The sequence below is a fragment of the Grimontia indica genome, from assembly GCF_000333895.2.
Lineage (GTDB): Bacteria > Pseudomonadota > Gammaproteobacteria > Enterobacterales > Vibrionaceae > Enterovibrio > Enterovibrio indicus.
The window spans coordinates 155,474-174,147 of sequence record NZ_ANFM02000002.1 but is presented as its reverse complement, the minus strand read 5'-3'; the positions used below and the strand labels follow the sequence as shown (position 1 = coordinate 174,147).

Annotated in this window: 18 protein-coding genes; 15 read left to right on the top strand and 3 right to left on the bottom strand. The window is 51.7% G+C overall.

Annotated features, from left to right (window positions below; genetic code table 11):
* The first annotated feature begins 103 nt into the window (after nt 1–103).
* The 8 genes from ftsY to glpD all read left to right on the top strand — a co-directional run bounded on the left by ftsY (nt 104) and on the right by glpD (nt 8,367).
* The gene (gene ftsY / locus D515_RS01470; protein ID WP_002535425.1) at nt 104–1,753 is read left to right on the top strand and encodes a signal recognition particle-docking protein FtsY; all 1,650 of its coding nucleotides are present in this window, start codon (nt 104–106) and stop codon (nt 1,751–1,753) included.
* 5 nt (nt 1,754–1,758) lie between these two features.
* The gene (gene ftsE / locus D515_RS01465; protein WP_002535423.1) at nt 1,759–2,424 is read left to right on the top strand and encodes a cell division ATP-binding protein FtsE; all 666 of its coding nucleotides are present in this window, start codon (nt 1,759–1,761) and stop codon (nt 2,422–2,424) included.
* Nucleotides 2,417–3,322: a permease-like cell division protein FtsX gene (ftsX, locus tag D515_RS01460; protein WP_002535421.1), complete on the top strand. Its 906-nt coding sequence runs from the start codon at nt 2,417–2,419 to the stop codon at nt 3,320–3,322. The genes ftsE and ftsX overlap by 8 nt, the downstream gene beginning before the upstream one ends.
* A 128-nt stretch (nt 3,323–3,450) precedes the next feature.
* Nucleotides 3,451–4,314 carry an RNA polymerase sigma factor RpoH gene (gene rpoH, locus D515_RS01455; protein ID WP_002535417.1) on the top strand — a complete coding sequence of 288 codons (864 nt, stop codon included), beginning with the start codon at nt 3,451–3,453 and terminating at the stop codon, nt 4,312–4,314.
* Between the two features lie 321 nt (nt 4,315–4,635).
* On the top strand, nt 4,636–4,965 hold the full coding sequence (gene glpE, locus D515_RS01445; protein ID WP_002535414.1) for a thiosulfate sulfurtransferase GlpE: 330 nt from the start codon (nt 4,636–4,638) through the stop codon (nt 4,963–4,965).
* Nucleotides 4,966–4,987: 22 nt separating this feature from the next.
* Nucleotides 4,988–5,824, top strand: coding sequence for a rhomboid family intramembrane serine protease GlpG (glpG, locus tag D515_RS01440; protein ID WP_002535413.1), 837 nt, complete (start codon nt 4,988–4,990; stop codon nt 5,822–5,824).
* 94 nt (nt 5,825–5,918) lie between these two features.
* Entirely contained in the window at nt 5,919–6,680 is a 762-nt protein-coding gene (locus D515_RS01435; protein WP_039849445.1) for a DeoR/GlpR family transcriptional regulator, read from the top strand.
* A gap of 151 nt (nt 6,681–6,831) precedes the next feature.
* Nucleotides 6,832–8,367, top strand: coding sequence for a glycerol-3-phosphate dehydrogenase (glpD, locus tag D515_RS01430; protein ID WP_002535410.1), 1,536 nt, complete (start codon nt 6,832–6,834; stop codon nt 8,365–8,367).
* Between the two features lie 58 nt (nt 8,368–8,425).
* On the opposite strand, the gene D515_RS01425 is transcribed toward glpD, so the two are convergent.
* Nucleotides 8,426–8,833, bottom strand: coding sequence for a flagellar basal body-associated protein FliL (locus tag D515_RS01425; RefSeq protein WP_039849444.1), 408 nt, complete (start codon nt 8,831–8,833; stop codon nt 8,426–8,428).
* A gap of 201 nt (nt 8,834–9,034) precedes the next feature.
* On the opposite strand from D515_RS01425, the gene D515_RS01420 reads away from it, so the two are divergent.
* Together D515_RS01420 and ubiA are read left to right on the top strand one after the other, a co-directional pair.
* Nucleotides 9,035–9,571 (top strand): chorismate--pyruvate lyase family protein, encoded by a 537-nt coding sequence (locus tag D515_RS01420; protein WP_002535407.1) that lies wholly within the window; start codon nt 9,035–9,037, stop codon nt 9,569–9,571.
* Nucleotides 9,572–10,432, top strand: coding sequence for a 4-hydroxybenzoate octaprenyltransferase (gene ubiA, locus D515_RS01415; protein ID WP_002535404.1), 861 nt, complete (start codon nt 9,572–9,574; stop codon nt 10,430–10,432).
* Between the two features lie 69 nt (nt 10,433–10,501).
* Here ubiA and plsB read toward each other — a convergent pair whose 3' ends face one another.
* Nucleotides 10,502–12,934, bottom strand: a complete 2,433-nt coding sequence (gene plsB, locus D515_RS01410; RefSeq protein ID WP_002535401.1) for a glycerol-3-phosphate 1-O-acyltransferase PlsB — start codon at nt 12,932–12,934, stop codon at nt 10,502–10,504.
* A 244-nt stretch (nt 12,935–13,178) separates the two neighbouring features.
* On the opposite strand from plsB, the gene lexA reads away from it, so the two are divergent.
* The 5 genes from lexA (at nt 13,179) to D515_RS01380 (ending at nt 18,452) form a co-directional block, all read left to right on the top strand.
* The gene (gene lexA / locus D515_RS01405; RefSeq protein ID WP_002535400.1) at nt 13,179–13,802 is read left to right on the top strand and encodes a transcriptional repressor LexA; all 624 of its coding nucleotides are present in this window, start codon (nt 13,179–13,181) and stop codon (nt 13,800–13,802) included.
* Nucleotides 13,803–14,236: 434 nt separating this feature from the next.
* Entirely contained in the window at nt 14,237–15,385 is a 1,149-nt protein-coding gene (gene coxB, locus D515_RS01395) for a cytochrome c oxidase subunit II (RefSeq protein ID WP_002535397.1), read from the top strand.
* Between the two features lie 12 nt (nt 15,386–15,397).
* On the top strand, nt 15,398–16,990 hold the full coding sequence (ctaD, locus tag D515_RS01390; protein WP_002535394.1) for a cytochrome c oxidase subunit I: 1,593 nt from the start codon (nt 15,398–15,400) through the stop codon (nt 16,988–16,990).
* Nucleotides 16,991–16,999: 9 nt separating this feature from the next.
* Nucleotides 17,000–17,548 (top strand): cytochrome c oxidase assembly protein, encoded by a 549-nt coding sequence (locus tag D515_RS01385; RefSeq protein WP_002535392.1) that lies wholly within the window; start codon nt 17,000–17,002, stop codon nt 17,546–17,548.
* 16 nt (nt 17,549–17,564) lie between these two features.
* A complete protein-coding gene (locus D515_RS01380; protein ID WP_002535391.1) occupies nt 17,565–18,452 on the top strand; it encodes a cytochrome c oxidase subunit 3 in 888 nt (295 codons plus the stop codon).
* A gap of 9 nt (nt 18,453–18,461) precedes the next feature.
* On the opposite strand, the gene D515_RS01375 is transcribed toward D515_RS01380, so the two are convergent.
* The gene (locus D515_RS01375; RefSeq protein ID WP_002535390.1) at nt 18,462–18,668 is read right to left on the bottom strand and encodes a DUF2909 domain-containing protein; all 207 of its coding nucleotides are present in this window, start codon (nt 18,666–18,668) and stop codon (nt 18,462–18,464) included.
* Nucleotides 18,669–18,674: the final 6 nt, after the last annotated feature.

Here is an 18,674-nt window from a genome sequence, read left to right as displayed (position 1 = left end):
CCCACCGTTACCACACTGCATTGACTTAGGCGCAGTGTTCACAGTTTTAGATCAGCTCGCTGTTATCGCGCCGATTGTACCAATCAAGCTTTAGGATTTGCCAATGGCAGAAAAAAAGAAACGCGGATTTATGTCCTGGCTGGGTTTCGGCCGAAAAAATGACGAACAAGATGCTCAGCAAAAAGCCGCAGAACAAGCGCGCTTAGCGGCAGAAGCCGAAGCCAAAGCCAAAGCGCAGGCGGAAGAAGAAGCCCGTTTAGCGGCGGAAGCAGAAGCGAAGGCGCAAGCGGAAGAACAAGCTCGCTTAGCGGCAGAAGCTGAGGCGAAAGCTCAGGCGGAAGAACAAGCTCGCTTAGCGGCAGAAGCAGAAGCGAAGGCGCAGGCGGAAGAAGAAGCCCGTTTGGTGGCGGAAGCCGAAGCGAAAGCACAGGCAGAAGAACAAGCCCGTCTGGTGGCAGAAGCTGAAGCGAAAGCGCAGGCGGAAGAAGCAGCCCGTGTCGCTGCAGAAGCTGAAGCGAAAGCGCAGGCGGAAGAAGAAGCCCGTTTAGCCGCAGAAGCTGAGGCGAAAGCGCAGGCAGAAGAAGCAGCCCGTTTGGCAGCAGAAGCCGAAGCAAAAGCACTGGCGGAGGAACAAGCCCGTTTAGCGGCAGAAGCTGAAGCGAAAGCGCAGGCGGAAGAAGAAGCCCGTTTAGCGGCAGAAGCTGAAGCGAAGGCGCAAGCGGAAGAGCAAGCCCGTTTGGCGGCAGAAGCTGAAGCGAAAGCGCAGGCGGAAGAACAAGCGCGTCTTGCTGCGGAGCAAGCGGCTCAGGCTGAGCAGGAAAAACCGAAAAAAGAAGGCTTCTTTGCGCGCCTGAAACGCGGCCTTCAGAAAACTAAAGTCAATCTGGGCGCAGGTTTCTTTGGTCTGTTCAGCGGTAAGAAAATTGACGATGAGCTTTTTGAAGAGCTCGAAGAGCAGTTGCTGATTGCTGATGTGGGCATGGACACCACTACCAAGATCATCGATAGCCTCACTGACAAAGCGTCTCGCAAAGAGTTAAAGGATGGTGAAGCGCTTTACGGCATCCTCAAGCAAGAAATGGCAGACATCCTGAGCAAGGTGGAAAAGCCACTGGACGTTGAGAAAAAAGATGGCCCATTCGTCATCTTGATGGTTGGCGTGAATGGTGTGGGTAAAACCACCACCATCGGTAAACTTGCCAAGCAATTCCAGCAGCAGGGTAAGTCAGTCATGCTGGCGGCAGGTGACACTTTCCGCGCAGCCGCAGTCGAACAGCTGCAAGTATGGGGCGATCGAAATAACGTTCCTGTGATTGCACAGCACACAGGTGCGGACAGTGCATCAGTGATCTATGACGCGATTGAAGCTGCAAAAGCACGTAATGTGGATGTGGTGATTGCCGATACCGCTGGTCGTCTGCAAAACAAAGCTAACCTGATGGAAGAGCTGAAGAAAATCGTCCGCGTGATGAAAAAGCTCGACGAGAATGCGCCACATGAAATCATGCTGACCATTGATGCAGGCACAGGCCAAAACGCGATCAGTCAGGCGCGTCTGTTTAACGACATTGCACCGCTTTCCGGTATCACTCTGACCAAGTTGGATGGTACGGCGAAAGGTGGCGTGATTTTCGCGGTGGCTGACCAATTCAACATCCCAATCCGCTATATCGGTGTGGGTGAAGGCATTGACGATCTACGTCCGTTTGTGGCGGAAGACTTTATCGAAGCTCTGTTTAGTCAGGAGGACTGATAGGCGTGATCCAGTTTCAGCAGGTAAGTAAGGCCTACCGCGGTGGGCAGCAGGCACTGCAAAAAGTGAGTTTTCACTTACCCAAGGGTGACATGGCGTTTTTGACCGGTCACTCAGGTGCGGGGAAAAGTACCCTGCTGAAATTGCTGTGTGCGATTGAGCGGCCAAGTGACGGACAAATTCTGTTTAATGACCACGATATCTCACGCATTGCGCGAAAAGACATCCCTTTTCTGCGTCGCCACATCGGTGTGATTTTTCAGGATCACAAGCTCCTAATGGACAGAAGCGTGTTCGACAACGTGGCACTGCCGCTACGCATCGAACAGGCGAGTGAAAACGACATTAAGAAACGTGTCTCAGCGGCTCTGGATAAAGTAGGTTTGCTGGATAAGGCAGCCTGCTTGCCGATTCAGCTTTCCGGTGGTGAACAGCAACGCGTGGGCATTGCCCGTGCTGTGGTCAACCGCCCGATGGTGCTGGTGGCTGATGAGCCAACGGGTAACCTGGATGCAGATTTGTCGCAGCAAATCATGGAACTGTTCCGCCAGTTTAACCAAGTCGGTGTGACCATATTGATGGCCACCCACGATACGTCGCTACTCAACCGGTATGACATGCGCCGTTTTGAATTGAATCAGGGTCACTTGTCGGAGGTGACACGTGGCTAACTTCATTTCTGTGCACAAACAGCAGGGCGGTCAGGCGTTTCGCGATTTAATGGCGAAACCACTAGGGAACCTGCTTACGGTTCTTGCTCTTGCATTTTCACTGGCACTGCCGGCCACGCTGTTTATGCTGGCGAAAAACGTCGTTGCAGTGACGCAAGAGTGGCAGGCTCCCAATCAATTAACGGTCTATCTGAACCCAGTGTCGGAAAGCCGCGCGGAAGCTTTTGGCGAAGAACTTGCAGCCTGGTCTGAAGTGGCGACTGCTGAATTTATTTCGCCGGAGCAGGGATTAACCGAGCTTCGACAGATCCAAGGGTTTGAAGAAGCCGTAAGCCTTCTGGAAGATAACCCGCTGCCCGCGGTAGTGGTGTTGACGCCTGCGAGTGATGATGCGGCGGCAGTGACTGCCCTTGCCGCTAAATTGCGAGCCACATCAGAGGTGGAAGAAGTGCGTCTCGACAGCGATTGGCTGCAACGTCTGTCTGCCATTGAATCACTGGTGCTGACATTAACCTGGGTGTTCTCCGGTCTATTGCTAATGGCAGTGTTCCTGATTATCGGCAACACCTTGCGCCTGCAGGTACAGAGCCAGAAAGAAGAGATTCAGGTCATGAAGCTGGTGGGTGCGACTGACAGCTACATCCTACGCCCTTATTTATACACTGGCGTTTGGCTGGCGTTGTCTGGGGCCATCGTGGCTTGGTTGGTCACTATGGTAAACAGCCTACTTTTGGATGCAGCCGTTGCAAAATTGGCTACATTATATAGCAGCGGTTTCAGGCTATCGGCACTAAGCCTTGAAGAAGGGCTGATTTTGCTGATGGTGTCAGGACTGATTGGCCTTCTGGCTGCCAGACTCGCCGCAGCAAAACATATGCGGGATATTGAACCTGTTTGATGTTTGAACCTATCCGATAAAAGCAGGTCACAAAATGGTACCTACTTGCAGTTTTTTTGAACTCGAGTAGAGTATCTGGTTCGCTTCGAAAGCGAAGAATAGTTCGATAAAGTCGAAAAGAGGTGAAAATGACAACAGAGATGTATGCACTGGCCCCCATCTCCCAAGATAGCCTTGATAGCTATCTGCAGCAGGTAAACGGCTACCCAATGCTGTCTGCGGACGAGGAGCGTGAGCTGGCAGAACGTCTTCACTACGAGGAAGATCTGGATGCGGCGAAAGGCCTGATCCTGTCTCACCTGCGATTTGTTGTTCATATCGCCCGTGGTTATTCCGGTTATGGATTGCCAGTGTCTGATTTGGTGCAGGAAGGTAACATTGGTCTGATGAAGGCCGTGAAGCGCTTTAACCCGGAAGTGGGTGTGCGTCTGGTATCTTTCGCTGTTCACTGGATCAAAGCAGAAATTCACGAGTACGTACTGCGTAACTGGCGTATCGTGAAAGTCGCAACCACCAAGGCGCAACGTAAGTTGTTCTTCAACCTGCGTAAGTCTAAGAAGCGTCTGGGCTGGTTCAACGCCGAAGAAGTGAATATGGTCGCAGACCAGCTGGGCGTTGATGCGGCAGAAGTGCGCGAGATGGAATCCCGTCTTGCGGCGCAAGATGCTGGGTTTGACGCTGGCGCAGATGATGATGAGCGTGAAGGCGGTGCAGTTGCTCCTGTCTTCTATCTGGAAGATAAAAGCTCGGATGTCGCGACCAACCTGGAATCACAGAACTGGGAAGACCACGCGAATCGTCGCCTGGCACAAGCCATGTCCGGACTCGACGAGCGTAGCCAGCACATTATCCGTTCACGCTGGCTGGACGATGACAACAAAGCCACTTTGCAGGAACTGGCTGATCACTATCAGGTGTCTGCAGAGCGTATCCGTCAACTTGAAAAGAACGCGATGCGTAAACTGAAAGAAGCCGTTGGCGACGCTTTGTGATTGCCTACTGAATACGTTGAAGAAAACCGACAGATTGTCGGTTTTTTTGTACCTGAAATTCTTCCAAAATCGCTCCGATAAAAATGTTTTCCACAGTTTTATTACGATCAACACAACATATAGTGGATCCGGCTTTCAGATCATACTTTATCAACGCAATCCACAGTGTTTTCCACAGGTGGTGAAAAAGCATACAAAGTCCTTGTATTCTCCATGGCATGGTGAAGAAAAAAGTCATGTACAATGCTGTTTTACGTGTCTTGGAGCCATAAGTGGCCGGGAGACGTATATTGATCAGGTCAGACGGGAGTGGAATAACCCATGGAACAATTTGCGCATATCTCTGTAACGGACGCTTTGGCAATGCTGGAGGGTGATGATCATCACGCTGTGATGGTGGATATCCGGGATCCTCAGTCATTTCAGTTATCTCATCCACAGGGCGCATTTCACCTTACCAATGACTCCATTGTGCAGTTTATGAATGAAGTGGACTTCGAGCAGCCAGTATTGGTGATGTGTTACCACGGCGTGAGCAGTCAGGGCGCAGCACAATATTTGATTAACCAAGGCTTTGAGCAGGTGTACAGTGTAGATGGTGGATTCGAAGCCTGGCACCGACAATCCCTGCCGGTGGAATCGGGCATCTGATCGAAAACAACGAAGAGGTACTATGATAAGGCTGACTGCACTTTCTAACCCCCGAGCCGCGCAGGCTTTTATCGATTACATGGCATCAAGGAACATCGCGATTCAGATGATGCCAGAGGGGGAAGGGCAGTTTGCCTTATGGCTGGCAGATAGCCAGTACCAGATTGAGGCAGAAGCTGAACTCGCCGCTTTCCTTCAAAACCCGGGTGATGAGAAATATCAGGCAGCGTCGTGGAACATGGCTGAAAGCCGCACCGCCAAGTTTTTCTATCCACGTCAGGGACTGCTGACTTCGCTCAAACAAAATGCAGGGCCTTTCACGCTGTCTATCATGGTGGTGTGTATTGTGGTGTATGCCGGGCTGACTTTGGGTTTCGGCAATGATGTGTTCTCTCTGCTCCACTTCCCGGCGACAGACGACCAGCAATGGCAACTTTGGCGGCTGTTCTCTCACGCCTTGCTTCATTTCTCCGCGACTCACATCGTTTTCAACCTGCTGTGGTGGTGGGTGCTTGGCGGCAAAATCGAAAAACACAGTGGTAGCGCCAAGCTCATGCAGCTTTTTCTGCTGACGGCACTTTTCTCCGGCCTTGGTCAGTACGCCTTTGAAGGCCCGGCTTTCGGCGGTATGTCCGGTGTCGTGTATGCGTTGTTGGGTTACTTGTGGCTCATGGGGGCTTTGGCACCAGAGCGGGGACTTTCGATTGAACCGGCCTATGTCGGCTTTATGCTGCTTTGGCTTGCCGTGGGCTTTTTCGAACCCTTCGGTATGGCCATTGCCAATATGGCGCACCTTTTCGGTTTAGTGTCAGGCTGTGCGCTTGGATTCATAGACGCCAAACTGAGAAAGGCGAGGTAATGTGAGCTCTGCTCATCCTTGAACTGGCCTGATTGGCATTCCCAGTGCAGCCACGTAAACTGTGTGTGGTTTTTACTTTTTCGCAGGGGATGCCGTGAAACAGACATTACGCCACCAGGAAATACTCGATCTTGTTCGAAGCAAAGGATACGTCAGCACTGACGATCTGGTGGCTCACTTTGATGTCAGCCCCCAAACCATCCGCCGCGACCTGAACGAACTTGCGGCCGAGAACAAAATCCGTCGCCAGCATGGTGGCGCCACCATCCCTTCCAGCTCTGTTAACACCGCCTATGACGCCCGTAAGGCTATGCAGCACGAAGCCAAGAATAAGTTGGCACAGGCGCTTGTGGCGCATATTCCAGATGGTGCGACCCTGTTTATCGACATCGGTACCACGCCGGAAGCGGTCGCGCGTGCACTGCTGAACCACCAAGATCTGCGCATTGTGACCAATAACCTCAATGCAGCCAGTATTCTGATGGCCAAAGAAGACTTTCGCATCATCATGGCGGGTGGAGAAGTGCGCAACCGTGATGGAGGCATTATGGGTGAGGCGACGCTGGACTTCATTTCCCAGTTCCGTCTGGATTTCGGCATTCTGGGGATCAGTGGTATTGACCTCGACGGTAGCCTGTTGGATTTTGATTATCACGAAGTACGTGTGAAGCAAGCCATTATGGAGAACAGCCGCTCAGTCATGCTGGCCGTTGACCACACCAAGTTTGGCCGAAGTGCCATGGTGAACGTTGGTGATATTGCGCAGGTCGATATGCTTTTCACCAATGCGCCTTTACCGGAAACGCTGCAAGCGCGGTTGCAAGATACTGAAACTCAAATAGAAATGGTCGAATGATTTTCCTTTCCGACAACAAAACCGCCTGATGGCGGTTTTTTTATGCCCGTAATGCGCGATTTTTCTTCATTTTGTCATTGGGGATGGCGCTTTTTTGTACTAGAATGCTCGAAAACGAAAGTTAAAATGTTCGTATGAGCGTGAGGGTGTAATGGAACAGGCAAAAGAAAATCAAAATAACGACGTGTTGGATGTGATTGTTGTCGGTGGCGGCATTAATGGCGCGGGTATCGCTGCGGATGCTGCTGGTCGTGGTTTGAGTGTTGGCCTTTATGAAGCGGCCGACTTTGCTTCTGCGACGTCTTCAGCCAGCTCCAAACTTATTCACGGCGGCCTTCGTTACCTCGAGCATTATGAATTTCGTTTGGTCAGTGAAGCCTTGGCCGAGCGTGAAGTGCTTTTGAAAAAAGCCCCATTCCTTGCCTGGCCGATGCGTTTTCGTTTGCCGCATCGCCCACATCTTCGCCCGGCCTGGATGATCCGTATCGGTCTGTTTATGTATGACCATCTTGGAAAGCGCACCACCTTGCCCGCCAGTAAAGGGCTTCGTTTTGGTGCTGATTCTGTCCTGAAGCCTGAAATGACAAAGGGTTTCGAATACTCAGATTGCTGGGTCGATGACGCGCGATTGGTGATCCTGAATGTCATGGACGCAGCCGAGCGTGGCGCGGAAGTGCGTAACCGCTGTAAGGTCGTGCGCGCAGAGAGAAACGGTGGCGTTTGGGACGTGGATATCCTCGATACTGTGACTCAAGAAGTTTTCAGTCGCCGATGCAAAGTGTTGGTGAATGCGGCCGGCCCTTGGGTGAAATCCTTCTATGACGATAGCACCTCGCTCAAATCGCCTCGCGGCATTCGCCTGATCAAAGGCAGCCATGTGGTCGTGCCTCGCGTCCATAACGAAGAGGCCGCTTACATCCTGCAAAACGAAGATGGCCGTATTGTGTTTGTGCTGCCGTATCTTGACCGCTTCTCCATCATTGGTACGACTGATGTGGAATACAAAGGCGACCCACGTGAAGTGGCGATTGAACAGAAAGAAGTCGATTATGTGCTGAATGTTTATAACCAGCACTTTAAACATCAGTTAAGTACGGATGATGTGGTGTGGACCTACAGCGGCGTGCGCCCACTTTGTGACGATGAATCTGACTCACCACAAGCCATCACCCGTGATTACACCCTCGATCTGGATGACAATGGCGGTGATGCGCCTATGCTGACCATTTTCGGTGGAAAGCTGACGACCTACCGTAAACTGGCTCGTGCAGCGGTGAATAAGCTGGAGCCTTTCTTCCCTGAGATGGGTGAAGACTGGACCGCAGATCAGGTGTTGCCTGGTGGTGAGGATATTTCAAGCTTCGACGATGTGCAGCAGCGCTTGAAACAAGAATGTCCGTGGATGGATGATTTCACGTCTAACCGTCTGGCCATCACTTATGGTAGTCGCGTCTGGGTATGGCTCAATGGCGCGAAGACCGCTGCTGATCTGGGTATCGACTTCGGTGAAGGTCTGTCACAGCGCGAAGTGGAGTATCTGATGGCATCTGAATATGTGCAGGATGCTGAAGATTTGCTGTGGCGTCGCACCAAACTGGGCTTGTACCTTTCTAAGGAACAGCAACAACTGGTTGCTGACTACATTTCCACAGGCGCATCAGCAATGGATGAGGCCGCGACGGCCTGAGTCCGGAAAGCAAAAAAACAAAAGGCGGCTCTCTGGCCGCCTTTTCAGTTCTTAACGCTTACTGGTACAAGTATTTTGTAAACAGCAGATCAGCAATGACTTTCTGGTTGGTTTCCGCCAATAGCATTTCGTTTACCTTGTCCAGACACGCTTTGCGAATCGACTCGCGCCCGGAGAGGGATTTCACACGCACTTCATTTTCCTGGCTCAACACTTCAATGATGGTGTCGCGGATCAGCGGCTGGTGATATTCCAGCATCTGTATCAGTGAAGGGTCATCCACCATTAGGTCAACTCGGACATTAATAAACCCAAGTTTGCGGCCTTCCGTAATAAAGTTAGTGGTGATCTCTGGCTCAAGCGTAAAATAGCTGAACTGTGCGGCATTCTCTTCCTCAGCCAAGGTTGGAAGGGAAAACAGCAGAGACACGATTAAGGCGAAAACAGCAGTGATATTTTTTTTCATGGTTTTTGCCAAACCCCGGATTTCATCAATCTCTTATGGTAGTTTAGCTGCGCGAATAGGGGCACAGCCTGTACAATAGCGCAATATACCTAAACCACTTAAAGCCCGAATCTCTAAGTGGTTTAGGTATATTAATACTAAACACTATTGGCCGATTCGGCGAAAGTTTTGTGGTTTTTTTGCTCTTTGGCTCAGGATAACATGTCAGAATTCAAGGAATTACACTTACAAGCTCTCATGAATGCAAAGTGGGAGGAGCCAGACTGGCAAACACTTGAAACTACCCGCGAAGGGGCGTGGTTACTGGAACGCCACTCGATGACAGAAAGGCTGAAAGCGCACTGTCGTACGCTGGCCGTTGAGGTGTTGGGCTTACATGAAATAGAACAATCTGCCCTGACTGAGAACGAGCTCAGCCTGTTGGGTGAAGAGTCTTGTTTGGTGCGTGAAGTGGTCCTGTCTGGCGATGGGGATGCATGGCTATGTGCACGTACTTTGGTGCCTAAATCGACCCTGACAGAAAAAGAGCAAGACATTGCAGATCTTGGCGCGGTGCCTTTGGGGCAGCGCGTGTTTAATCAGGCCAATGCCCGTCGTGATGCCATTGAAGTGACGACTGTTGTGGTAGAAGGACAAACCCTGCTGGCGCGCCGTTCGCGTTTGTGGGTCAATGAAAAGCCGATGCTGGTCTCCGAGCTGTTTTTGCCGGATGCGCCGGTGTATCAGGAGGAAGGCTAAATGGATGCGGCCAAGGCGAGAGCGTATTGGCAATTAACGCGCATGGACAGGCCAATCGGTAGTTTGTTACTGCTTTGGCCAACGCTTTGGGCATTGTTTTTGGCAGCTGATGGGATGCCGAACCTGCACGTACTGGTGGTCTTCGTACTTGGCGTTATTATGATGCGAGCAGCAGGCTGTGTGATTAATGACTTTGCTGATCGTAACTTTGATGGTCATGTGAAACGCACTAAAGCCCGCCCGCTACCTTCAGGACTGGTGACCGCCAAAGAGGCATTAGCCCTGTTTGGTCTGCTGATTTTGGGCGCATTCCTGCTGGTACTGACGCTTGACCCGCTGACCATTAAATTATCTGTGGTTGCTGCACTGCTGGCGTCTGTCTATCCCTTCATGAAACGCTTCACCCATATGCCGCAGTTGGTGCTTGGCATGGCATTCAGCTGGGCGATCCCGATGGCCTATGCGGCGCAGTCTGGCGAATTGCCGCCAGTGGCGTGGATGTTGTTTCTGGCCAATGTGTTATGGACCGTGGCTTATGACACCCTATATGCAATGGTTGATCGCGATGATGATCTGAAAGTCGGCATCAAATCTTCAGCCATTCTCTTTGGGCGCTTCGACAAGATTGCCGTTGGTATCCTGCAACTGATTACGGTCCTGTTGTTGGTACTGGTGGGCTACCTCAGCGGGCTTTCACAGGTTTACTACTGGTTCCTGTTGGCCGCTTCGGCGCTGTTTGTTTATCAGCAATGGTTGGCGCGTGGTCGTGAGAGAGAGCTTTGCTTCAAAGCCTTCCTGAATAATAACTACGTCGGAATGCTGGTCTTTATTGGTTTGGCGCTTGCTGTGTTGATCAAGTAATACGCAACTTAACAACAATAAAAAAACTCGCCTTGTAGGCGAGTTTTTTGTTTCGGCGAATTGAGGTTATCAATCCTCGGATGGCTGGTTGAGGATAGCCTGAATGGTCAGCTGCACTTCCGGTGAAATCAAACCGAACACACACTCGCGTAGCGCCTCAACGCGATCAGCGCGGGCATGGTCGTCGTCATTCAGATAGCCCTGTTCACGCAGCGAGTTCAGCAATGTCGCAAACACGCCTTTGTCGAAGAATTCCGGTGCGTTGATACCGTGTAGACGGCTCAAACGTTGTGCCATCATCTGGCTTTGTTGCTCCAGATCGGACTTCGAGGTGTCTGGCTCATGGCTGAACAGCGTCAGGGTGATCGCGTAGCGCTGCAGGGTTTCTGCAATCGTGCGGCCCAGCAACTGAAGTTGAGTCAGCTTGCCGTTGTTACGACTGATGGTGTCACCGTCTACGGTGATCAGCGATTGACGCTCAAGCTCAATCAAGGTCGCATCGATGTAGCTCTGCAAAGATGCATCATCGAAGCTCATGAACAGCTCAGCTTTCAGCAGCGGGTAAAGCTGACGAATCGAGTCCATCAGGTTTTCACGTGAAACACTGGTCTTGAATACCAGCATTTGCGCGATCAGTGACGGTACCGCAAACAGGTGAATGATGTTGTTGCGGTAGAAAGTCATCAGGATGGCCTGCTGACGGTCCAGCGAAATCACTTCACCCAGCGAGTCTTTCTCGACCACGAACTTGTTCAGGCTCAGCGCATGCTCAACCAGTTCCTGCGCGGAATCTGCTGGCACTGTACTGGTCGCTGAATACGGTACCTGACGCAACAACTCAAGATAAATTGTGATTTGTTCTTCCAGCGCTTCACGGCTCAATGCACTCTGGCGGGAAGCGAGCAGGGCTGTCGCACACAGGGTCAGGGCATTGGCTGCAGCGGCATCGTTGATTTTGGTCATCATGCGCTCTGCCAACTCATTCACCGCTGGTAGCAACCAATCTGGACGCTGAGGTTCAATCGGGTCGATGTCTTTTTGCCAATCCGGTGCCTTCTCATTCAGAAAGTGGTTCACAGGAATCGGCTCACCGAAGTTTACGTAGCCCTTACCGTAGTTACGCAGTTTGCGAAGAATGCCCAGCACCTGACCGAAACTTTCTTTCTCTTTGCGCTTGCCCTGAAGTTCTTTGGCGTAGGTGCTGACTTCCATCACGTGCTCGTAACCGATGTAGACAGGTACCAAAGTGACGGGGCGCTTGAGGCCACGCAGCATCGCTTGAATGGTCATTGCCAGCATGCCGGTTTTCGCCGGAAGCAGACGGCCAGTGCGCGAACGCCCACCTTCCGAGAAGTACTCCACTGAGTAACCTTTGGCAAAAAGCTCAGCCAAATATTCGCGAAATACCGTGGAATAGAGGCGGTTGCCCTTAAAAGTACGGCGCAGGAAGAACGCGCCGCCGCGACGGAAAATAGGACCCGCCGGGAAGAAGTTCAGGTTTACGCCCGCCGCGATGTGCGGTGGCACCAGACCTTCTTTATACAGCACGTACGAAAGCAGCAGGTAGTCCATGTGCGAACGGTGGCAAGGCACGTACACAATCTCATGACCATCTTGCGCCAGCTTACGGACACGCTCGGAGTTATTGATATTAAGGCCTTGATACAGCTTGTTCCAAAGCCAGGTCAGTAGACGATCGGCATAGCGGATAAGGCTTGGTGAGAAGTCCGCAGCGATTTCTTCCATCATGTCGATGGCTTCTTTACGTACTTTCTCTACCGGCACATCACGGCTTGCCGCTTCATCCTGTACCGCTTTATCAATGGCTTTGGAAGCCAGCAGGCGTTTGAACAGCAATTGACGATCCGGCAAGCCAGGGCCTGATGCCGCCATTTTCTGGCGTGAGAAGTGGATTTTCGCCACACGTGCCAGCTTGTTCGCGATCGTGGTGTCTGTGCCGTGCTTGTCTGCCATAAAACGCAGGGAAACCGCATTACTAAAGCGAACCATGCTGTCACGACCCAGCGTCAAAATGGTATAGCACTTTTGCAGGCCATTCATGGCTTGCAGGGCAGGTGCTGCCGGACGTGATTCATTGCCCGGGTCGCGGTTCCACACCACAGATGCCGGCACCATTTGGATGTCGAGCTCAGTGTCACGCTTGTGCAGCTCGAGCCATTCGGTGAACAGAGTGAGGGAGTCTGCCGGGACAGGGTCGCTGTCTTTAAACATGCGCTTGCCTTCAGACACGCACACATAGCGCGGCAGGCTTTTTCCACCCAGTTCCAAAGGTTCCAGCGGGTCTGGTAAGCCGAGTTGCAGACAGCTGCTGCGCAAGGTCAGCAGATCGGTATGAGAGCGGAACGGCAAGACATAAACCATAGGGCGGGACAGATCGAGGTCCAGCTGGTTTATGGGATCTGACGGAATACTGATGGTTTTCACCAGTACCGACAGCGGTAAATTCAATAGCTTGTGATAAATCGATTGGCAAGCAGACATCTGATCGCAGCCTCTTATATTTTGTGCGTGGCAAGTCTAGCAGAAAACATCCCCGAACTTGCAGGGAAATGACACCAATCCGCGGGCTTATGTCAAGGTTGAGCCAAGGTATGGTGAGCTGGGCAGTCAGAAAAATTGTGAGCTGAGCAGCACCTTTATTAGAGATTGGCGCAAAATCCGCCTTTTCAAGTGGTTAAACACTGGATATACTCACAGTTAACTGTATAAAAAGACAGGTCATGATATGAAGCCGTTAACCGCAAGACAACAGCAAGTCTTTGATTTGATCAAAGCAAAGATCGATGACTCCGGTATGCCACCGACGCGTGCCGAAATCGCGAAAGAACTCGGGTTCCGTTCTGCCAATGCGGCAGAAGAGCACCTGAAAGCGCTGGCGCGTAAAGGCGTGCTTGAAATCGTACCTGGTGCATCACGCGGTATCCGCTTGTTGGTGGAAACCGAAGCGGCGAACGACGATGAAGGCCTGCCTTTGATTGGTCGCGTGGCAGCCGGTGAGCCTATCCTCGCGCAAGAGCACGTGGAAATGCACTATCAGGTTGACCCGAACCTGTTCAAACCGAATGCGGATTTCTTGTTACGCGTTAGCGGTATGAGTATGAAAGACATCGGTATTATGGATGGCGACCTGCTGGCGGTACATAAAACGCAGGACGTGCGAAATGGTCAAGTGGTTGTCGCGCGTGTTGAAGATGATGTCACCGTGAAGCGCCTTGAGCGCAAAGGCAATCAGGTGCTGCTTCATGCTGAGAATGAAGAATTCGCGCCGATCGTGGTTGACCTGGCTCACCAGCATCTCACCATTGAAGGTATTGCCGTTGGTGTGATTCGTAACACAGACTGGATGTAACACTCCAGCTTCGCATTACAAGAGTTAAAGAAACAGGCAGCTTCGGATGAAAAGTCCGGCGCTGCCTTTCTTTTTGCGAGTTTTTCGTGCTACAGGCCGCTTCCCCTCTGCATTTTTGCACACCCGCAATTCTCTGTTCCGCGCGGTCACTATCCTCAAAACAAGGCATTAACTCTTCTTAAAATAAAGATTTTTTTGCTTTGGATTTCTGAAGTTTTTTAAGAAAAGCGGCACAAAATCATTGAGGATGAAACAGTTGTCTTCATCTCGTAAATTCGTGGCTGGCATCATGTTTCGGGGCATTCTGCCGCTCAAATTTTGTTCTTTCCACGTTCCTTGCCTAGCTTTAGTTGTAAACAGAGTGTTAACCAAACTTTCATTTTTTTGCATCCATTTACATTTAGCACTGCGAAGTGACTTTGAGGAGGGAACCGGTGAAGACTCGCCAACTTCTATACGCGCTCGCAATTTTCTCTTCGTTTGCGGCCAATGCTGCCAACGAAGCATCCTCGTTTAACCTGACTCCCGGTGTGACGGAAATCAGTGAGAAAGTCTATGGCCTTCATATGACGATCCTCTGGATTTGTGTCGCTATCGGCGTGGTCGTTTTCGGCGTGATGTTCTGGTCTATCATCCATCACCGCAAATCAAAAGGCGCGGTGGCCGCGAATTTTCATGAAAGCACCAAAGTGGAGATTCTCTGGACGCTAATCCCTTTTCTGATCCTGATTGGTATGGCTGTTCCGGCAACCAAGGTGTTGCTGGCAATGGAAGACCCGTCTGATTCAGAACTGACGATTCAGGTGACCGGCTCTCAGTGGAAATGGCATTACCGCTATTTCGACCATGAAGTGGAATTCTTCTCTTTGCTGGCGACTTCTGCCGCGCAAATTGATGGTGAATCAGCTAAACGTGACACCTACCTGCTGGAAGTTGACCGCCCGCTGGTGGTGCCGATTGGCAAGAAGGTGCGTTTCCTGATCACCTCCGAAGATGTCATCCACTCTTGGTGGGTGCCGGACTTTGCTGTGAAGAAAGACGCTAACCCTGGTTTTATCAACGAAGCTTGGACGCGTATCGACAAGCCGGGAATCTACCGCGGTCAGTGTGCAGAGCTTTGTGGTAAAGACCATGGCTTTATGCCGATTGTGGTGATTGCCAAACCGGTTGACGAGTTCGAGACCTGGGTGACGGAAACGGCGGCTGCGCAAGCCAAGGTGAAAGAAGAAGAGCAGAAATTGCTGGCGATGAACATGGACATGGAAGAGCTGATGGAGCTGGGTGAGGACGTGTACAACTCACGCTGCGCTGCCTGTCATCAGGTCAATGGTCTGGGTCTTCCCGGCGTATTCCCAGCGCTTGCCCAACAGGGCATCTCTGCTGATCCCGAAAAGGTACTCGACCACCTCAATATTGTAATCCACGGCAAACCAGGTACGGCTATGCAGGCGTTTGGTGCGCAACTTGGCCTGAAAGAGCTGGCAGCGGTGATCACCTACGAGCGGAATGCTTGGGGCAACAACACGGGCGATGCCATTCAGGCGTCTCAAATCAATGCTGTGCTCAACGGTGACGATCTTTAAGGAGAAATCGCAATGACGGATATGACGCCTGATCAGGTCGGTCACGATGACCACGACCATGATCATAAACCCCGAGGGTTGATGCGTTGGCTGTTAACGACCAACCATAAAGACATCGGCTCCATGTATTTGATCTTCAGCTTCACCATGTTTTTGTTGGGTGGGGCGATGGCACTGGTGATCCGTGCAGAGTTGTTCCAGCCGGGCTTGCAATTGGTTGATCCTAACTTCTTTAATCAGATGACCACGGTTCACGGTCTTATCATGGTATTCGGTGCGGTCATGCCAGCCTTTACAGGATTGGCTAACTGGATGGTGCCTATGATGATTGGCGCGCCGGACATGGCGCTGCCACGCATGAATAACTGGAGCTTCTGGATTCTGCCGTTTGCCTTCCTGATGCTCATCATGTCGCTGTTTATGGAAGGAGGCGGTCCAAACTTTGGCTGGACCTTCTATGCACCGCTCTCCACCACCTATTCCCCTGACAGCACCGCACTGTTCGTGTTTGCTGTTCATATCATGGGTATCAGCTCTATCATGGGCGCGATCAACGTGATAGTGACCATCATGAACCTGCGTGCACCGGGCATGACCTACATGAAGATGCCGCTGTTCGTTTGGACTTGGTTTATCACCGCATTCCTGCTGATTGCGGTAATGCCAGTGCTTGCCGGGGCGGTTACCATGGTGCTGACCGACAAGTATTTCGGTACGTCATTCTTTGATGCCGCCGGTGGTGGCGACCCGGTCATGTTCCAGCACATCTTCTGGTTCTTCGGACACCCAGAGGTGTACATCATGATCCTGCCGAGCTTCGGGATCATCTCTGCGATTGTGCCAGCGTTTGCCCGCAAACCTCTGTTTGGTTATGCGTCCATGGTTTACGCGACCGCATCCATTGCAGGCTTGAGCTTTGTTGTATGGGCGCACCACATGTTCACAACAGGCATGCCGGTGTTTGCAGAACTCTTTTTCATGTACTGCACCATGTTGATATCGGTGCCGACCGGGGTGAAAGTGTTTAACTGGGTGGCGACCATGTGGCGAGGCTCATTGACCTTTGAGACGCCCATGTTGTTTGCGCTCGCCTTTATTGTGTTGTTCACCATCGGGGGCTTCTCCGGCCTGATGCTGGCAATAACACCGGTGGACTTCCAATACCATGACACCTACTTCGTGGTGGCGCACTTCCACTATGTACTGGTTTCCGGGGCTATCTTCTCCATCATGGCAGCGGCTTATTACTGGCTGCCGAAATGGACCGGGCATATGTACAACCAGACGCTCGCCAACTGGCACTTCTGGTGCTCACTGATTTCGGTCAACATCCTGTTCTTCCCAATGCACTTCCTGGGGCTGGCTGGCATGCCACGTCGTATTCCGGATTACGCCCTGCAGTTTGCTGATATCAACGCGATTGTCAGTGTAGGTGCTTTCCTGTTCGGTTTCTCCCAGCTCATCTTCTTGGTTCTGGTGGTGAAATGTATTCGCGGCGGCGAGCCTGCGCCAGCGAAACCTTGGGAAGGTGCAGAAGGATTGGAATGGACAGTGCCTTCACCAGCGCCTTATCACACCTTCTCAACACCACCGAAAATCGATTAAGGAAAGCGTATGGCAGAGCAAGAACAGCAGACACAAAAAACAGGACGTTCAGCAGCAAAGCTGGCGGGCTTGGCTGTGCTGATGTTTGGCTTTGCCTTCGCACTGGTGCCACTTTATGACGTGTTCTGCGACATCACCGGCATTAACGGTAAAACCAGTGATGTTGCGGCGACGGAAAGCAATCAGGTCGATTTCTCCCGCACTGTTACCGTTGAGTTTGTCGCCTACATTAATCCCGGTCTTGGCTGGGATTTTGTGCCTGAGGTGAAAAAGCTCACCGTGCATCCGGGGGAGACGCGCACCATCGCTTACCGTGCCACCAATAATACCTTGGTGAACTCGGTCGGACAGGCGGTGCCATCGGTTACCCCGGGTCTTGCCGCGCAATACCTGAACAAAATTGAATGCTTCTGCTTTAACCGCCAGCCCCTTGAAGCAGGAAAAGACGCAGAACTTCCACTGGTGTTTTATGTCGACCCGGAGCTGCCGGAAGACATCAGCACCCTGACGCTGGCATATACCCTGTTTAGCGCAAAGACTGAGCCTGTGACTCAGTAAATGCAGTGAGGTCATCATGACGACAGATACCAATACCGATGCCCAGTACGAAAACTACTATGTGCCTGCACAGAGCAAGTGGCCGATTGTCGGTGCTATTGCCTTGTTCTTTATCGCAATGGGCGCTGGTTCGACAGTCGCCGGATTGTTCGGTGGCAATGGTCCATGGATGCTTCTGATAGGCACCGGCATTTTGATGTTTATGCTGTTTGGCTGGTTCCGCGATGTGATTCATGAGTCGATGGGCGGATTGTATTCAGCGCAAATGGATCGTTCATTCCGTCAGGGGATGAGCTGGTTCATCTTCTCGGAAGTCATGTTCTTTGCCGCTTTCTTTGGTGCACTGTTCTATGCCCGCGTCATTGCGGTTCCTTGGCTGGGAGGGGCGAGCAACAATGCCATGACGGCAGCGGTACTCTGGCCCGACTTTATTCCAGGTTGGCCTTTGGTGAAAACGCCAGATGGCACGGAAACCACGGCCATGGGGGCTTGGGGTTTACCGCTGATTAACACCATTATTCTGCTTGCTTCGTCTGTCACGCTGCACTTTGCACATGTGGCGATGGAAGAAGGCAACCGCCAACGCGTGAAACTGTTTCTTGGTGTCACCGTGCTGCTAGGGTGGATTTTCCTTGGGCTTCAGGTGGAAGAATATGTGCACGCGTACCAAGAGCTGAACCTCAGACTGGATTCAGGGATTTACGGGAATACCTTCTTCCTGCTTACCGGTTTCCACGGTATGCATGTTTTCCTTGGCTCGATCATTCTGTTCATTATTTGGTTGCGGGTACTGAAAGGACACATGACCCCTGAGCATCACTTCGCCTTCCAGGCCGGGGCTTGGTATTGGCACTTTGTGGATGTGGTATGGCTGTGTCTGTTCGTGTTCGTCTACATCTTGTAGCGACGCAAATTAATAAGGGCGGCTGTTGGGTTCAATCACTCCGGTCGCCAACGCTACCAGCAAGATGACAAATACAAGCACAGAGAACAAAACGCGACGTCCTAAAAAGCGGGACATGGGAACGTCGGATTGACCCTTAAGCATAATCGGCAGAGCACGGAACAGATTAAACACGATAAAGACCAACAGGCAGACGAGGATCCCTTTGAGCAGCATATTGCC